13 protein-coding genes are annotated in these 14,988 nt (G+C 43.4%); 4 read left to right on the top strand and 9 right to left on the bottom strand.

The window, feature by feature from the left end; translation table 11 throughout:
• Position 1 precedes the first annotated feature (1 nt).
• From FHS68_RS04780 to FHS68_RS04770, 3 genes are all read right to left on the bottom strand, one after another.
• On the bottom strand, positions 2-2,380 hold the full coding sequence (locus FHS68_RS04780) for an ABC transporter permease (protein ID WP_167267699.1): 2,379 nt from the start codon (positions 2,378-2,380) through the stop codon (positions 2-4).
• An 11-nt stretch (positions 2,381-2,391) separates the two neighbouring features.
• Complete coding sequence (locus FHS68_RS04775) at positions 2,392-2,853, bottom strand: hypothetical protein (RefSeq protein WP_167267697.1); 462 nt, start codon at positions 2,851-2,853, stop codon at positions 2,392-2,394.
• A 102-nt stretch (positions 2,854-2,955) separates the two neighbouring features.
• A complete protein-coding gene (locus tag FHS68_RS04770; protein ID WP_167267695.1) occupies positions 2,956-3,633 on the bottom strand; it encodes an ABC transporter ATP-binding protein in 678 nt (225 codons plus the stop codon).
• 90 nt (positions 3,634-3,723) lie between these two features.
• Between FHS68_RS04770 and FHS68_RS04765 the strand changes: the two genes are divergently transcribed.
• Positions 3,724-4,182: a four helix bundle protein gene (locus FHS68_RS04765; RefSeq protein WP_167267693.1), complete on the top strand. Its 459-nt coding sequence runs from the start codon at positions 3,724-3,726 to the stop codon at positions 4,180-4,182.
• On the opposite strand, the gene FHS68_RS04760 is transcribed toward FHS68_RS04765, so the two are convergent.
• Positions 4,179-5,426: an efflux RND transporter periplasmic adaptor subunit gene (locus FHS68_RS04760; protein ID WP_167267691.1), complete on the bottom strand. Its 1,248-nt coding sequence runs from the start codon at positions 5,424-5,426 to the stop codon at positions 4,179-4,181. The two genes, FHS68_RS04765 and FHS68_RS04760, sit on opposite strands and share 4 nt — an antisense overlap.
• A gap of 356 nt (positions 5,427-5,782) precedes the next feature.
• Between FHS68_RS04760 and FHS68_RS04755 the strand changes: the two genes are divergently transcribed.
• Positions 5,783-7,150, top strand: coding sequence for a sigma-54-dependent transcriptional regulator (locus FHS68_RS04755; protein WP_167267689.1), 1,368 nt, complete (start codon positions 5,783-5,785; stop codon positions 7,148-7,150).
• A 101-nt stretch (positions 7,151-7,251) separates the two neighbouring features.
• Positions 7,252-9,195 carry a glycoside hydrolase family 127 protein gene (locus FHS68_RS04750; RefSeq protein ID WP_167267688.1) on the top strand — a complete coding sequence of 648 codons (1,944 nt, stop codon included), beginning with the start codon at positions 7,252-7,254 and terminating at the stop codon, positions 9,193-9,195.
• Positions 9,196-9,231: 36 nt separating this feature from the next.
• Here FHS68_RS04750 and FHS68_RS04745 read toward each other — a convergent pair whose 3' ends face one another.
• On the bottom strand, positions 9,232-10,152 hold the full coding sequence (locus tag FHS68_RS04745) for an LEA type 2 family protein (protein WP_167267686.1): 921 nt from the start codon (positions 10,150-10,152) through the stop codon (positions 9,232-9,234).
• A gap of 247 nt (positions 10,153-10,399) precedes the next feature.
• Here FHS68_RS04745 and FHS68_RS04740 point away from each other — a divergent pair, with 247 nt between their 5' ends.
• Complete coding sequence (locus tag FHS68_RS04740) at positions 10,400-10,939, top strand: YciE/YciF ferroxidase family protein (RefSeq protein WP_167267684.1); 540 nt, start codon at positions 10,400-10,402, stop codon at positions 10,937-10,939.
• A 67-nt stretch (positions 10,940-11,006) separates the two neighbouring features.
• Here FHS68_RS04740 and FHS68_RS04735 read toward each other — a convergent pair whose 3' ends face one another.
• The 4 genes from FHS68_RS04735 to FHS68_RS04720 form a co-directional block, all read right to left on the bottom strand.
• Positions 11,007-11,507 carry a pyridoxamine 5'-phosphate oxidase family protein gene (locus FHS68_RS04735; RefSeq protein WP_167267682.1) on the bottom strand — a complete coding sequence of 167 codons (501 nt, stop codon included), beginning with the start codon at positions 11,505-11,507 and terminating at the stop codon, positions 11,007-11,009.
• Positions 11,508-11,589: 82 nt separating this feature from the next.
• Positions 11,590-11,865 carry a 2TM domain-containing protein gene (locus FHS68_RS04730; RefSeq protein ID WP_167267680.1) on the bottom strand — a complete coding sequence of 92 codons (276 nt, stop codon included), beginning with the start codon at positions 11,863-11,865 and terminating at the stop codon, positions 11,590-11,592.
• 172 nt (positions 11,866-12,037) lie between these two features.
• Positions 12,038-14,356, bottom strand: coding sequence for a TonB-dependent receptor (locus tag FHS68_RS04725; RefSeq protein ID WP_167267678.1), 2,319 nt, complete (start codon positions 14,354-14,356; stop codon positions 12,038-12,040).
• Between the two features lie 241 nt (positions 14,357-14,597).
• The gene (locus tag FHS68_RS04720) at positions 14,598-14,804 is read right to left on the bottom strand and encodes a DUF2281 domain-containing protein (RefSeq protein WP_167267676.1); all 207 of its coding nucleotides are present in this window, start codon (positions 14,802-14,804) and stop codon (positions 14,598-14,600) included.
• Between the last annotated feature and the right edge of the window lie 184 nt (positions 14,805-14,988).

Raw genomic sequence — 14,988 nt, 5'->3', positions numbered from 1 at the left:
TTTATTCGCTCCTCAACGACGTCACTGGATTCATCAATGCGGCCCTGATTGCTTTGAAACTGATGGTGAACAATGCGATTCCTATTGTAAGACTTGCCGCAACGGCGAAAATCCACCAGTGCATCGGCGTACGGTATGAAAAATTTTGCAGCCAGCTGTTCATAGCAAAATAACCAGCCGGAATCGCCACGCAGGTAGCCAAAATCACTGGTTTCAATAATTCCCTGGACAGCAGCACAACAATGCCTTGAGTCGAAGATCCCAATACTTTTCTTACGCCGATCTCTTTGGTACGCTTGGTGGCCGTGAATGATGCCAGACCAAATAATCCCAGGCAAGCGATGAAGATGGCCAGTCCGGCAAAAATGCTCAGAATGGTCTGCTGCCGAATATCCGTTTTATAAAGCTCATCGAATTTCTGATCAAGAAATGTGTATTCAAAAGGATAGGAAGCTGAAATTTTGGCAAAAGCGGATTTGACTTCCGCCAGTGCCGCAGTGACATTTCCCGATTTCAGCCGGATCACAACTACCCGATGATCATCATTTGGCGTAATGACAAGCGCATCCATTTTTTCTTTTAATGACAGAAAATTAAAATCTTCTATGACACCTACAATCCGCCTTTTTTTGTCATCGCGGATCGTATTTTGCACCCATTTACCAATGGCTTGTTCAGGCGTGAAACCCAGCGATTTTGCAGCGGTGCGGTTGATCAATGCGGCTTCGGTGGTATCCGTAGAAAATGCTCCTGAAAAATCCCTACCCGCTATTATTTTCAGTCCTAACGTTTTGACATAATCAAAATCTGTAAACTCAGTACGCGTCTTCCAGACCAGATCGTTCCGTCCTTCCGCTTTTAATGTATGCATGTCAAAAAACCCACCGGGTTCTCCCGACATATACGACACCGAGGCTACACTGCCCAGGTTCTCAAGTTCGTTTTTAAACGCCTGCCTGTTATTATACATATCATTATTAACCGGCAGAACGATACTATGTTCCTGGTTATAACCCAGTTCCATATTTTTGACATAGCGCATTTGGCTCATGATAATGATCGTTCCAATGACCAGAAAAACCGAGATGCTAAATTGTACCACCACAAGCGTCTGTCTGAAAAAAGATCCTCCTTTTCCCAGCTTCAGCTTGCCTTTTAAAGCTTGTATGGGGGTAAATCCGGAAAGGAAAACGGCAGGATAGCTACCAGCCAGAAAGCCAACACAAATGATCACCCCGACCAGGAATAAGTAAAGCGGCGCAGCATTCCAGGAAATGGTAAGGCTATAACCTAGTAAGTGATTATAAACAGGCATGAGCACTTTCAAAAGGCCCAATGAAAGCAAGCATGATATCAGCGTGATCAGCACAGATTCTCCAATGAATTGATATACCAAATGGTTCCGTAAGGCACCCATCACTTTTCTCAATCCAACTTCCTTCGACCGTTCAACCGCCCGGATGGTAGATAGGTTGGTGAAATTGATACAGGCGATCAGCAGGATTAGGGCTGCAATGGAAAGGAAAATGTAAACCACTTTCTTGTCGCCGTGTTTGACATTGTCAAAAGCAGAATGTGGTTCGAAATAAATATCAGACATGGGTGTGAGCGAGAGATCCATTTTTGCACCGAAACGCGCCAAGTCTTTCCCCATATACTTATCCATGAATTTTGGAAAGCTTTTTTCCAAAGACGCTTTCTGAACATTGTCGTTCAGCAAGACATAAGTAAAATTGTTGTTATTGATCCAGATCTTGATCCATTCCTCGTTCGCGTAATTTGAAATCGGAACGACCATGTCAAAGTCAAGATGGGAGTTGGACGGGACATCTTTTGCAATACCAGTAACCTTTAATTTCAGCGATTTATCCAGTTCCACTATCTTGCCGATCGGATCCTGGTTACCAAAATATTTCTTTGCTGCTGTCTCCGTCAAAACGACGCTGGCCGGGTCTTTTAAAACCGTAGCGGCGTTGCCGGAAACAAGCGGGAATGTAAAAAATGAAAAGAAGTTAGAGTCAACTACGTATAGTTTCTTTTCATTGAAAGAATTATTCCCCAATGTAACAAGCCCATAATTGTGCATCACCCGGACCGCCTTTTTGATAGACCCTGCATAATCGTTCAGAAGTGCGGGAGCATAGGGGCCGGACAAATAAGGGACTGATAATTTAGTCCCATTCATATCAAAACCGCGCATTACCCGGTAAATGTTCTTTTTATCAGCATGGAATTTGTCGACCCCAAATTCATTCATGATATAAAGAAAAATCATCATACAACAGGTAGTCCCGATGGTCAGGCCGAGAATGTTGATGAAAGAAAAAACCTTGTTTTTGGCAAGGTTCCTCCACGCTATCTTCAAATAGTTTTTCAGCATTTTGTTGTCAGTTACATTTCAATCCCTTTACCAGGCAGCTCTATTTCACTTTCGAAATTATCGACAATGCGCTGGCGCTGAGCCTCTGATTTGCCGGATATATCCGCGGTTTTCTCAAAAATAAATTCCTCATTATTCCTGATAAAACTGTATCGCAGGTACATCTCACCTGCATCCGCATTCACTTTGACCTGCTTAACGAACTCTTTTATTTCCGCAGAAGACTTGCTGGGTTGATACTCCCGTTCGACCGAAACCAACTGAGACTCGTTTTCGTCCGAATAAAAAACAGCCGCCGCTGCTGAACAAGGTTTTGGCGGACAGGGCTGCGCAATCTTACCATTGGTCGTACCCGTAACCCGAATGGATAAAGTCTTCCCGTCGTCGTCAATGCTCCTGCTTGGATTATTTTTCTTTTGGGCAATGGCCAGCGTACCAACGCCAACCAGCAGAATAGTAAGGATTTTTTTCATAGCTGTTTTGAGCTGTTAGCAGTTAGCTGTTTCCGATTACATAATATAAGTTCTATATCAGCAAAAAAAGCTAATAGCTAACAGCTAAAAGCTTGTCACCTCCTAAACATGCACTTTCTCAGTAACGATCTTACCATCAAACAAATTAACAATTCTGTGGGCGAAACCTGCATCGTATGGTGAGTGCGTTACCATTAAAATGGTGGTCCCGGCTGCGTTCAGTTGGCTGAGCAGGTTCATAACTTCTTCCCCGTTTTTAGAGTCAAGGTTACCTGTTGGCTCATCCGCAAGTATTGTTTTTGGTGTAGCTACAACGGCCCGTGCAATGGCAGTACGTTGCTGCTGACCACCTGAAAGTTGCTGTGGAAAGTGGTTGCGGCGGTGCATCATATTCATGCGCGTCAACGCAGCTTCTACTTTTTCTTTTCTTTCAGCCGGAGGGGTTTTCAGATACAGCAATGGAAGTTCCACGTTTTCATAAACTGTCAGCTCGTCGATCAGGTTAAAGCTCTGAAACACAAAACCAATGTTTCCCTTACGGATCTGGGCGCGCTGGCGCTCGGACATTTTAGCAACTTCGGTCCCGTAGAACTCGTACGAACCTTCGCTTGGATTATCCAATAATCCGAGGATGTTCAGCAATGTGGATTTTCCGCAACCGGAAGGACCCATTATCGCTACAAACTCGCCATCTCTGACATCCATGTCAATCCCATTCAAGGCCGTGGTCTCTACTTCTTCCGTAGAAAATACCTTATGCATGTTGGCAATTTTAATCATTGTTTTTTAAAGTTTGGGAGGAAAGGGGGGAAGGAGGAAAGGGATAAATTTTATATCATTACCCTTATTCTATCACCAATCCAATTTGTTATGTCAAAAGTTGAAAAATTTGAAGATTTAAAAGTTTGGCAGGATGGCCTATCATTATCCATCCTTGTATATGACATGCTTAGCGGCTGTAAAGATTTTGGCATCAAAGACCAAATGTGTCGAGCCTCTGTTTCTGTTCCTTCCAATATTGCCGAGGGTTTTGAACGTCATTCCAATAAGGAGTTTATCAGGTTTCTTAGAATTGCAAAAGGATCGTCAGGTGAATTAAGAACTCAAATCTATATTGCCATCGGTATAGGCTTAGTTACTTCTGAAAAAGGGAATGAATTAATATCCAAAAGCCGTCTTTTATCAGCGATGATTCAAAACCTAATCAAACAAGGGAATCAAACTTCTAATATTCTCTCCCAGGAAAGCCAACTCACTCAACGCTCCTCCTTCCCTTTCCTCCCCATCGTCCCTTTCTCCCCCTTTAATCCCTTTTCTCCCTTCATCTAAAATTCAAGCACCTCATTATCCCCAAAGTTCTCATATGAGCTTGTGATGACTTTTTCGCCGGGTTTCAGGCCTTCGAGGACTTCGAAGAATTCTGGGTTTTTGCGGCCGAGGGTGATGGTGCGTTTCGAAGCGCGTTTTCCGTCTTCCGAGAGTACATATACCCAGTTACCGCCTGTTTCAGAGAAGAATCCGCCAACGGGAAGCAATGTTGCCTGCGAAGGTTGTCCAAGCTGCACACGGATCGGTGCCGACTGGCCTCTTTTGATCAATTCTGGCGCTCCTTTGTCGAAATCCATATCAACTTCGAATCTGCCGCTCAGTACCTCAGGATAAATTTTGATGATTTTAAGGGCGTAGTCTTTGCCATTGAATTCCATGGAACCTGTGAGGCCGGAGAATATCCTTGAAATATAGTGTTCATCCACACTGACACGCATTTTGAAACCATTCAAATCATCGATCTGACCAATATTCTGGCCCTGATTGATATTCGATCCTACCTCTACATTCATGGATGACAGTAATCCTGAAACCGGTGCCTTAACCACAAGGTTATCCAATGTTTGTCTCCAAAGCGCAACGTTTTTCTGCGTGCTGAGCAATGTTTTCTCCAATTGCGTGATCTGCATTTTAGCATTCTCCTCCTGATATTTCTGCGATTCGATTTCGATTTCGCGCTGTTTTACCAGTTTCTCGTAATCACGTTTGGTTTTCAGGTAATCCGCATCAGGGATCACTTTATCTTTATAAAGCTTGGTATTACGATCATGCGCATCTTTTGCCTGATCAATCTGAAAATCGAGATCGCTTAATGTCTTTTGCAGCGTAAAACGGGCTATTTTCAGACTTTGACGAGTATTTTGCAAGTCATTAACCAGTCGGCTCGCTTCCGTTTCTGATTGGAGGAAGCTTAATTTCAGATTCTGGTTTTCAAGACGCAGCAGAATGTCGCCTTGTTTAACCATGTTACCACCTTCTATCAATTTCTCGGTAACATATCCACCTACGATCGCATCCAGCTGAATTGTTTTCAAAGGCTGAACTACCCCGGTAACTACAATGAATTCGTCGAATTTGCCCTGTGCCACAGTCGATACCGTTAGCTTGTCCTGCTCTACGTTGAGCTTGCTGCGTTTATCGGCAAAAAAGAATTGATATACTAAAAAAGCGACCAGTAATGTGCTACCAGCAATAATACCAATTCGCTGAGTAGTCCAGAATTTCTTCGGTTTAATTTTGTCCATAGACGAAGAGCCGGGGGTGAACCCGTTGCTGCTTGTTGTGTTAGGTGTCTTGACTTCCATTATATGTTCGTAATTGATTTCGCTTTTATACTTTGCTAATGTTTATCCAATCCTTATGCCAAAGTCATGGTTAGCGTATAAAAGCTTGAAAATCAATTCGTTTACTGAATTTAAAACCGCCTGTAATGTTCGTTATCGGACAATTTTGTTCGGCGGCGGACAGGATTTTTTTATGTCCCGAAGAGGTAAAATAGTCACTTTTTAGCTTGTTATAAAATAAACTTCAAATCATATCTGCTATCTTACCACTTATTCTATAACCGTTGCCTGAAGGCAGCGGCAATTCTAAAACAGCCATGCAACTTTCCGAAGCCAAAATCCTGATCATTGATGATGATGTGGACGTTCTCAGCGCCGCAAAACTCCTTTTAAAGCGTCATGCAAAAGCGGTGGACATTGAGAAAAACCCTCAAAAACTGCCATTTCTGGTCACAAACGGCGACTATAACCTGATTTTGCTGGACATGAACTTTACCCGTGATGTCAACAGCGGCCGGGAGGGTTTTCATTGGCTCGACCGCATTCTGGATATCAACCCGCTGGCAAAAGTGATCATGATCACGGCTTATGGAGATATCGAAATGGCGATCCGTGCGATAAAATCGGGAGCGATTGATTTCGTCTTAAAGCCCTGGGAAAATGACAAGCTGCTGGCGACGATCAGTGTGGCCCTCGAAGGAGGAAAGGATAAGGTGGCCGTGGTGCAGGAAGAAAAGTCCAAAGACGACGGAAAGAAAAGCAAATCCACCTCAGATACCATTGTAGCTTCCAGCGATATCATGCGTCAAGTGCTGGCAACGGCCGAGCGAGTCGCTTCAACTGACGCCAATGTGCTGGTTTTGGGCGAAAATGGAACTGGTAAAACGCAGCTAGCCAAACACTTACACCAACATTCAAAACGCTCTGATAAACCATTTGTCGTTGTCGACTTGGGTGCATTGAGCGAATCACTTTTTGAAAGTGAGCTTTTCGGGCATGTGAAAGGCGCATTCACCGATGCCAAGGAAGACCGCGCGGGCAGATTTGAAGAAGCAAAAGGCGGTACTATATTTTTGGACGAGATTGGAAACCTAACATTATCCCTGCAAGCCAAACTGCTGACAGTTATTCAGGAAAGAAAAGTGACACGCGTTGGATCCAATAAGCCCATTGCGCTGGACGTGCGGCTGATCTGCGCGACCAATATGAACATTGAAAAAATGGTAGCTGAAAAGGTCTTCCGCCAGGATTTACTTTATCGCATTAATACCATCGAACTCGACTTACCTCCTTTACGTGAGCGCCCGGAGGACATTGGCGCATTGGCCGACTTCTATCTAAAACAATACGCAAAAAAGTACAACCGGCCTGTCAACGATATTAGCAGCGCATTGATCAAGAAAATGCAGCAATACAACTGGCCTGGCAATATCCGCGAATTGCAGCATGCCATTGAACGCGCCGTGATCCTTTCGCAGGAAAGGACGCTGCAACCCGACGACCTGTTCCTCAAAAGTTCCGGTGGCCAGCCTACCACTGCAACTGGTTTTGACTTGGAAGACATGGAAAAGACAATGATCTTGAAAGCCATGAAACGTTTCAATGGTAACATTACCGATGCTGCCCGGGAATTGGGGCTAAGTCGCGCGGCGCTTTACAGAAGAATGGAAAAATACGGCTTGTAAATCGAACATTATTCCGGTCAATGCCATCAGACGCTCATTTGGCATATTTTTTGGAAGCGAGTCACTTAAGTAGTTAGCATTTCATTCAATTTCCGCTCCTGATGCGTCCATACCTGATCCTGTTTTTATTCTGCATTCATTCTCAATTTCTTTCTGCACAACAAGACCAGATCACGCCAATTCCGCTTAAAAATGTAAAAACGACACAAGGTTTCTGGCATGACAGGCTGGAAACAGCCCGGACCGTGATGATTCCCCACGTACTTCATCATTGCGAAGAGTCCGGCAGGATAAACAATTTTGCGGTGGCAGGCGGATTGAAGAAAGGCAAATTTGAAGGGGTGCGATTTAATGATTCCGATGTCTTCAAAGTGGTGGAAGGAGCCGCATATGTGCTTCAAAATCAGTACGATCCCAAACTCGATCGTTATCTCGACAGTCTGATCATTTTATTTGCAGCAGCCCAAGAACCGGATGGCTATTTGTACACAATCCGGACTATTAATAAAGACACAACCGGTGCATATGATTGGATTGCAGGCCCCTATCGCTATTCTTTCGAAAACGGCAGCCATGAGCTCTACAATGTGGGGCACCTTTATGAAGCAGCCATTGCCCATTACGAAGCGACCGGCAAAAAGACTTTGCTAGACGTTGCAATCAAGAATGCCGATCATCTTGTTAAAACTTTTGGAACAAAACCCGGCCAATTAGTAGTGGTTCCAGGACATGAAGAAATCGAAACTGCACTGATCCGTTTGCACCGGGTAACAGGCAAGAAAGATTATCTGGATCTCGCCAAATTTTTCATAGATATGCGCGGCCGGTCCGACAAGCGCACTTTATATCTCGATGAACACAAACTTGGACCCTCCTATTTTCAGGATCAGGTACCTTTTGTGTGGCAAAAAGAAGCGGCGGGGCACGCAGTGAGGGCGCAATATCTCTATGCGGCGGTCGCGGATATGTTGCCCTTGCAACATGATCCGCAATACAGTGCCGCCGTTCATCGGATCTGGGAAGATGCTACTTATAAAAAGCAATACATCACAGGCGGCGTGGGTGCCCGTGAGGATGGAGAGGCATTTGATAAAGCCTATGTTTTGCCAAACGATAATGCATATGCCGAAACTTGTGCTGCAGTCGCCAATATGCTTTGGAACCATAAAATGTACCTCTATACGGGCGAATCCAAATATATGGATGTTTTTGAACGGGTACTTTACAATGGGTTTCTGGGAGGAATGTCAGTGAAAGGAAATGAATTCTTTTATGTAAATCCCATGGCATCGAATGGAGTCAATGATTTTGGCCGTGGTTCGGGTGCTGTGAGACATGACTGGTTTGGTACCGCCTGCTGCCCGACCAATGTATCCCGTTTTTTACCATCCATGCCTGCGTATATCTATGCAATAAGGGAAAATGAGTTGTTTATCAACCTGTTTGCCGACAATGAAGCGACATTGAATGTCAATAATGTTCCGGTAAAAATAGATCAGGATACGAATTACCCTTGGGATGGAAATATCAAAATCTCGGTAGTGCCTGAAAAAACGGCCACTTTTCCCATCGCAATCCGCATTCCTGGCTGGGCAACTGGTGAGGCTATTCCCGGAGGACTATATACTTATGCAGACAAGAAAATCAAACCGGTTTTGGTTTCAATCAACGGAAAGAAAACAGAAGCTATATTAGACAAAGGTTACCTGAAATTATCTCGTGCATGGAAAAAAGGAGATGTTATCAGTTTGATTTTAGATATGCCTGTTCACCAGGTACTACCCAATGAAAACATTGCAGCCGACAAAGGTAAAGTCGCTATTGAAAAAGGCCCGGTGCTTTATTGCGCCGAGGGACATGATAATCATGGAAAGGCGCTTGGGATTATCATTAAACCGGCCCAATCATTTACTTCCCAATTTGAAAAAGGAATGTTGGGAGGAATAAATACATTAAAATCGGAAAGTGTAACATTAATCCCCTATTACGCCTGGGCAAACCGTGGCGCATCGGAAATGACGATTTGGTTTGATGTTGGCAATTAGAGTTTGCAAACGTTTGGGAAAATACCGACGCGGTTTTTATTTAGCCAGGTTCTTTTTAACCGTATCCAAATCTTTTAACTCGCCATCCACGACAATGTTTACAACGCTGTTTTTGAACATATCATTCTCCGAAACCAGCTTGCTTTTAAAATAGAGCGTAAATGGAATGGATTTTCCTTTGACAATTACTTGTCCCATTGCCTTTAAAATCTTCCCCATGTCGATAGCAAGCGGAATATCATAAGTTTCACTGCTCTTACCCTTTATCTTTGTGAAACCTTCCACAGCCCCTTCCGCCAACCTTTTTTGCTTACCAAGATCCACTACATAAGATGGATTTTTGAATTGGACAGGAAAGGGATTTTGATTTGAAAATTTCAGTTTCAATACAATCTCCGATTTGCTTAACCGAAACCTGGTCATATCGTAATCGACAATTTCAACCCGAGGTAAGCGATAAAGCGGCAAACGTTTGTCTTTGGAAAGCGTAATTGAATCTTTCCCCAGCAAAGGTTTATTCAGGATAAAATGACCTTCGAAATGGTAGTTAGCACTATCCTCTCCCTCAGCTGCCTCGGCTTCTCCCTCTTTTTTTAGCTTTTTTATTTTGAGTTGCGAAGGCAAACTTACAATTGTGCTGTCTCGTGATTTAATGAGCAGGGGTTCTGTGTATTCATTCTCAATGATCTTAACCCCATTCATTTGAACAAAATAATTAAACCCTTTAATGTCCAATTCGACAGGTAACGGGTTATCTACAAGCAACTTGATGGAAAGATCAATGGTACTGTCAGTGATGTTGGTAATGTGCCCAATCCCCATTTCCACCCGTGGTTTTAAATCGGAAACCGGGTTACTATTCTTCTTTTTATAAGCGTTGAAAAAATAAAACCCCGCACCGGCCAACAGCAATAAAACCAAAATTATCCATACCAGTTTCGACGGTGCCTTGTTCATAGGAAAGTTGATTAGTGTCAGAATATTTCAGTTTTGGGTGAAAAAATCATTCCGTTAGTGAAGCGTGAATTTCCTCACTTATAGCTTGTGGTATTGTCTAGATAATCTCTGATGTGTGGACTTTAATCTTCATATAGTTCAGAAAACCGTGTTTCCCGCGCATTGCTTTTTTGGTATGATTTTTAGAATGACCGTTGCAGAATGATTAATTCTTTCCACTAACCATTACAGTTAATCAATAACGATTATGAAAGCGACTAAAAGTAAATTGACCAATCAAATCACAGAATCAGATAGCGAAAAATTAAGAGAACTTTTCGTAGATGGCTTAAAAGACATTTACTGGGCAGAAAAGCATTTGGCAAAAGCACTGACTAAAATGTCGAAAAACGCAACTTCCCAAGAATTAAAAGCTGCATTTGAACAACACACAACTGAAACCGAAGATCACTCGGCGCGTTTGGAAGAAATTTTTGGTATGATTGGAGAAAAAGCCCAGGCGAAGAAATGTGCAGCTATGGAAGGATTAATTGAGGAAGCAAACGAGATCATCGAAAGTACCGACAAAGGGACGATGGTGCGCGATTGCGGACTGATCATGGCAGCGCAAAAGGTGGAGCATTATGAAATTGCGTCGTATGGTACCTTGCGCAACATTGCCAGAACCTTAGGCCATTCTGATGTAGCTGATATGCTCCAGATCACATTGAATCAGGAAGGTGAAACCGACCACAAATTGACTGAGTTAGCAGAATCTTATGTTAACGAAGAAGCTAGCGCTGAATAATGCACGCTAATACATAGAAAAGCCGACTGGTTAAACCAGTCGGCTTTTTTTCGTCAATACGCTGTAATTAGGCCAGGTTTAACTTTCCATGGTCACCTCCATCCGGCGTTGTACCGGTTAAAACTGCTTTTAACATCGAGAAAAACACAACCATGGTCGACGAAGTGCTATCCCAATATGCAGCCTCTTCTGTCGTCACCTTTAACATAACCAAATTCGGATCATCCTTACCTTTCGGAAACCAAGCCTTGGACATCAGATTCCACAATTCTTCTTTCTTACTTTCGCTGTCTACAATTGCCGCAGTACCCGAGACGCTCATGTAAGAATTATTTTTCGGGTCAGAGTAAATCAATGTTACCGCTTCACCCGAATTTGTGTCACTCCCTATCTCCGTTTCGCGGCTTGTGAAAAACCATGCATTTCCATCTGCATCAATATCAAGTGTAGTCATTGGCCTGGATTCGATCCTGCCGTTTTCATAGGTCGTGTACATACAAAAACGAATGTCTTCTGCCAATGATATCAGTTTATTAATCGCTTCTACGCGCGCCAAGTCCTTTTCCATAATCATTATTTGTTGAATCTTTTGAATAACTATTTCTCAAAAGATCCTAAAACAACCGTTCCAAAAAAGAGGAGATGGATTCTTATTGACGCGTTAACTTCTCATATTCCTTCTGCGTCAGCGAATGCTCATCATAATTTTTGTAAGCCGCAAAATAGTGGGACGTCAACCCGATTCCCCAGCCAAGCATTGGAAATAAGGGCCATGGAAAATTGTCACGACCTAAATCGTTGAAATTGATGATCGCATAAAGCAACCACAATCCTGCAATTACAATTACATAAGTCCGTAAATGCATTTTGAATGCAGCTCTTTTCTTTGCTTTTCTCCAAAGTTGTTCGTTACGGGGAGTTTCCATGATTTCCAGTATTTTATTTAGTTGAGGTTTTTGAATATTTAATCGCTTAACAGCTAATCAGTTATTCAAATATATCAGCTTTGCCCGCACTTTTACGAATCAGCGGCGACGGAGTTTAGAAATAGCAGGATGAAGTATTGAATTGTCCGGATAAAACATTTTATGGCTTCAATCAGAATTCTAAACGATAATTTAAAATGGGCAACAGGCCGGTTTGTGTCGTAATCCTAACCCTGTCACTTCTTGGATCGTAAGCCTGGTTAAATGCATTCAAACGATTGGTAACGTTCTGAATGTCCAGCGAGATGGTGGACGTCGTTCGCTTTTTGTTTTTGGTATAACTCACTCGCAAATCAGTACGGAAATAGTGTGGCAGCTGCTCAGAATAGCTTTTCGTCCAATCGCGAACCGTGTGGCCAGCCTCCCTGGATTTATCCAGATCGATAGGTGTTACCCTGTTTCCACCCGCAGCAAGTACCTTAATGTTTGCTGCAAAAATGTTGGTTTTATTTTTCCCAACCTTCCATTCCTTTCCTGCAAGCACATTCTGTACAAACTTCCCATTGAAACGACTGTCCCTCTCCACACCGTCGCGGGCTGTGTACAAAGATTGATATAAGGATGTGGTGCTCATGAAATAAATGCCATTAGTCAGAGACTTTTCGACGGTCAGTTCCAATCCATAACTGCGGCCTTTTCCATCACTTGTTAATGTATCGCTACCAAAACCTTCTACTTCATTAATTTGAGAATCGTACAGCAAATAAGGCGTAGTCGTGTTTGGAGGTCCGATAGGTACATTATAATGGTGCTGATAATAAGTTTCCGTCATGATGCGCCAGCTCGCAGAAGGCCGTAATTCATAACCGGCTACAAAATGCGCCGATTTCATCAGCTTCAGGTTTTTATTTAAAAGCCCTGTCTTGCCATCGCTGGTGTTGACCCGTGCGAAGTAAGTCGAAATAGATTCCGTTTTACTATGCAGCCCCGCACCAAGACTGATCGTAGATTTCGGTGCCACCGACCATTTCAAACCGGCTCTTGGTTCTATGGAAAACTGATTATTCAATTCTAAAAGCATGCCGTGAAGCCCCACATTCATGGTTACGGTAGGGGTTAAACGCGCCTTCCACTGACCATATGCCTGGAAAAGCTGCGTATTGCCTTCCTGATCCACATTGGTCTTTACCTGCCCTCCATCATTGTTCCGATCGAACAGATTGAAATCGAGGTGGTTGATAATTACGCCTAGCCTTACCGTATTCCTCGCATTCAGTTTATAATTGTACAAAGATGAAAGCCTGAGCGCCTGGTTCAGGAAATTTTGACTCTGGCTGGTATTGTCTTCTTTATCAAAAGACTCATCGCTCTGCAATGTCGCCGAATACGAGACAATGTTTTCCAGGTAGGATTTACTGTTCAAATAGCGCAGGTAGTTCACGCCCACCATACCCCGGTTCGACTTAAATAGCTCTTTTTCATCCTCATCATCGAATTTAGAAGTGCTTAATCCACCCATGCCCCAGACAGAAACCACCGATTTTTCATCATAAGGAAGGTACACTTTGAACGCGCCATCCTGGAAATCCGTCGTGGCGTCGCCTACAATGTTTATCCCAATTTTGTTTAAAACAGAAAGGGTTGAATATCGATAATTGGCCAGGTAAGAGGCGCCGCCTTTTGCTCCTATCGGGCCTTCCGCGGCGAAATCAAGCCCCAAGACACCCGCTTGCAAAGCATATTCCCGCTTTTCATCATTCCCCTTTCTGAGTTTGAGATCAAATACACCTGAGGTAGCGTTGCCATATTCCGCAGGAAATGCGCCTGTCAGGAAATCAGAGTTACTCAACACATTGGCGCTCAATGCACTGATGCCACCCCCGCTGGAACCTTCCGAGGCAAAGTGATTAGGATTTGGAATCTCAACGCCTTCCATTCTCCACAACAGCCCTTTCGGACTGTTTCCGCGGATAATGATCTGGTTGTTACCATCATCATTGGTCGCAACGCCCGCGAAAGACAGCGCCATCCGTGCCGGATCATTTACCGCAGCCGCAAAACGCTTCGTCTGGTCGACCGTAAACGACCTACCGCTCACACTGACCATCTCGTTCAGAGGCGCACCATTTTCGGTTTGCGCCTTAATCACCACTTCGTCCAGCGACTTGAACGATTCTGAGAGTTTGATATTTAATTCCACTTCCTTACCCGAACCTACGGTAATTTCCTGCAAGAATGCGTCGTCGTAACCGATACAGGTGATCTTAAATGAATGCCTGCCGACAGGCACTTTTTCGATCCTGAAATGACCTTGCGCGTCAGTAGCGCCTCCGGCAATCGGGTTCACGGTGGTGGTGATAATGTTTGCACCAATAATGGGCTGCTGCGATTCCGTGTCGATAACCCGTCCTTTCACAAGTTGGGTTGGCTGCTGTGCGTAGGTCAGGGCACTATAAGCCCCGGCCAGTAATGTTAAAATAATCTTTCTCATAGCTAGTTGTTTCATTTCTGACAACTAAGCCATGGGTTACCCTAGTTTTTTGGGGGAAATTATTTTTGTTGGGAGCAATCATTACCAGGTTATGGCCGCATTGTAGCTGCCAAATTTGTCATCCTTCGTTACAATGATCAGGTCTTCTTGAAATGACTGGGCAATAAAAATTCTATCAAAAGGATCGTGATGATGGAACTGGAGAACCAAAGAATAGCGTGTGTGTCAAGAAGTAGGTTCACTATTTATAAATATGAAATTCCGAAAATGGTTCATCAAAATTATCCTTCATTTCGATAAGGCCTTTCGCCTTCCCAGCAACTCTTTTATTAGTTTTACGCTTTTTACCAATCAAATCTGGATTTAACGAATCGATTATACGAACCAATTCCGATTTCTGCTGAGCAGGAAGCATTGATATCTTGGTATATAATTTTAGATCCGTCATATTCTTGTTGTTTAAACAAATTTACTAAATAGATATCAAATTTCTCCCGGGTATCAAACAACCCACTTCCCCAACCGATGAGCACTATCCCAAACACATATTACAATCTTGTCGCGATGAGAGTAAGCATATGAATGTTATTTTCTCGACCCCTTTTAAAAATCCCAAAAGCCTTTTTTAGCTT

It is taken from the genome of Dyadobacter arcticus (assembly GCF_011762185.1).
Lineage (GTDB): Bacteria > Bacteroidota > Bacteroidia > Cytophagales > Spirosomataceae > Dyadobacter > Dyadobacter arcticus.
Note: the sequence above shows the minus strand (reverse complement) of the source record. Positions and strands in the feature narration are given on the sequence as shown.

Bases quoted from the DNA above. Each gene is read 5' to 3' on its own strand.
- FHS68_RS04745 (WP_167267686.1), bottom strand. From the start codon at position 10,152: ATGAACAAGGCACCGTCGAAACTGGTATGGATAATTTTGGTTTTATTG.
- FHS68_RS04720 (WP_167267676.1), bottom strand. From the start codon at position 14,804: ATGACGGATCTAAAATTATATACCAAGATATCAATGCTTCCTGCTCAG.
- FHS68_RS04760 (WP_167267691.1), bottom strand. From the start codon at position 5,426: ATGGACAAAATTAAACCGAAGAAATTCTGGACTACTCAGCGAATTGGT.
- FHS68_RS04755 (WP_167267689.1), top strand. From the start codon at position 5,783: ATGCAACTTTCCGAAGCCAAAATCCTGATCATTGATGATGATGTGGAC.
- FHS68_RS04725 (WP_167267678.1), bottom strand. From the start codon at position 14,356: ATGAGAAAGATTATTTTAACATTACTGGCCGGGGCTTATAGTGCCCTG.
- FHS68_RS04775 (WP_167267697.1), bottom strand. From the start codon at position 2,853: ATGAAAAAAATCCTTACTATTCTGCTGGTTGGCGTTGGTACGCTGGCC.
- FHS68_RS04765 (WP_167267693.1), top strand. From the start codon at position 3,724: ATGTCAAAAGTTGAAAAATTTGAAGATTTAAAAGTTTGGCAGGATGGC.
- FHS68_RS04740 (WP_167267684.1), top strand. From the start codon at position 10,400: ATGAAAGCGACTAAAAGTAAATTGACCAATCAAATCACAGAATCAGAT.
- FHS68_RS04780 (WP_167267699.1), bottom strand. From the start codon at position 2,380: ATGCTGAAAAACTATTTGAAGATAGCGTGGAGGAACCTTGCCAAAAAC.
- FHS68_RS04770 (WP_167267695.1), bottom strand. From the start codon at position 3,633: ATGATTAAAATTGCCAACATGCATAAGGTATTTTCTACGGAAGAAGTA.
- FHS68_RS04735 (WP_167267682.1), bottom strand. From the start codon at position 11,507: ATGGAAAAGGACTTGGCGCGCGTAGAAGCGATTAATAAACTGATATCA.
- FHS68_RS04730 (WP_167267680.1), bottom strand. From the start codon at position 11,865: ATGGAAACTCCCCGTAACGAACAACTTTGGAGAAAAGCAAAGAAAAGA.
- FHS68_RS04750 (WP_167267688.1), top strand. From the start codon at position 7,252: ATGCGTCCATACCTGATCCTGTTTTTATTCTGCATTCATTCTCAATTT.